At 49.7% G+C, this 648-nt stretch carries 2 protein-coding genes; both read left to right on the top strand.

Features of this window, described 5'->3' with window-relative positions; genetic code table 11:
• Positions 1-222, top strand: a 222-nt coding sequence (locus C162_RS37245) for a hypothetical protein (protein WP_235218599.1), incomplete at its 5' end; no start/stop codon positions are given.
• Between the two features lie 140 nt (positions 223-362).
• A partial coding sequence (locus C162_RS35785; RefSeq protein WP_156949765.1) for an IS3 family transposase occupies positions 363-648 on the top strand: 286 nt, incomplete at its 3' end.

Below are 648 nucleotides of genomic sequence, written 5' to 3'. Positions count from 1 at the left end.
GAGAGCTATAAGGTCGTCTCCGACAGGTTGGGAATTGTGAACTGTACCCAGCTTAAAGTATGGGTAAAGAAATATCGGAATGGGGAGCCACTCGATACACAAAAAGGGGCAACAAGCCCTTTAAAAGGACGTCCACGTTCTACATTTGCCAGTATAGAAGAAGAACGAGATTACTTAAAGGCACAGGTGGACTACTTAAAAAAGCGGTATCCAAATCTGTAAAGGGAGGGAAGCTTGGACTACACGACAAATACGCCGTCATTGAAGAACTACGTGACCAACATCGCATCACCCGCCTATTAGCCATTGCAGAGGTATCGCGGGCAAATTACTACAAGTGGCGAGGTGCACAGGTTCGACGAATGGATGCCTATGAGCAAGAGCACGCCATGAAAGAGCATATGGTAGCTATTCACCTGGCTCATCCCTATTTCGGGTACCCTCGAATGCAGGCAGCCCTGCGGGAGGCAGGCTACCTCGTCAACCACAAGAAGGTATGGAGGCTCATGAAAGAGCTATCGATCCAGTCCGTCATTCGCAAGAAAAGGAGTCGTGCGCGCTCCGCTCCTTCCGTGGTCTACCCGAACCGATTAAAGCGTAAGTTTCATGCGACAGCACCTCAGCAGAAGCTAGTAACGGACATCACGT

Origin of the sequence: Paenibacillus sp. FSL R7-269 (assembly GCF_000517865.1) — a bacterium.
GTDB lineage: Bacteria > Bacillota > Bacilli > Paenibacillales > Paenibacillaceae > Paenibacillus_AQ.
This window is presented reverse-complemented; position numbering and strand designations above follow the sequence as displayed.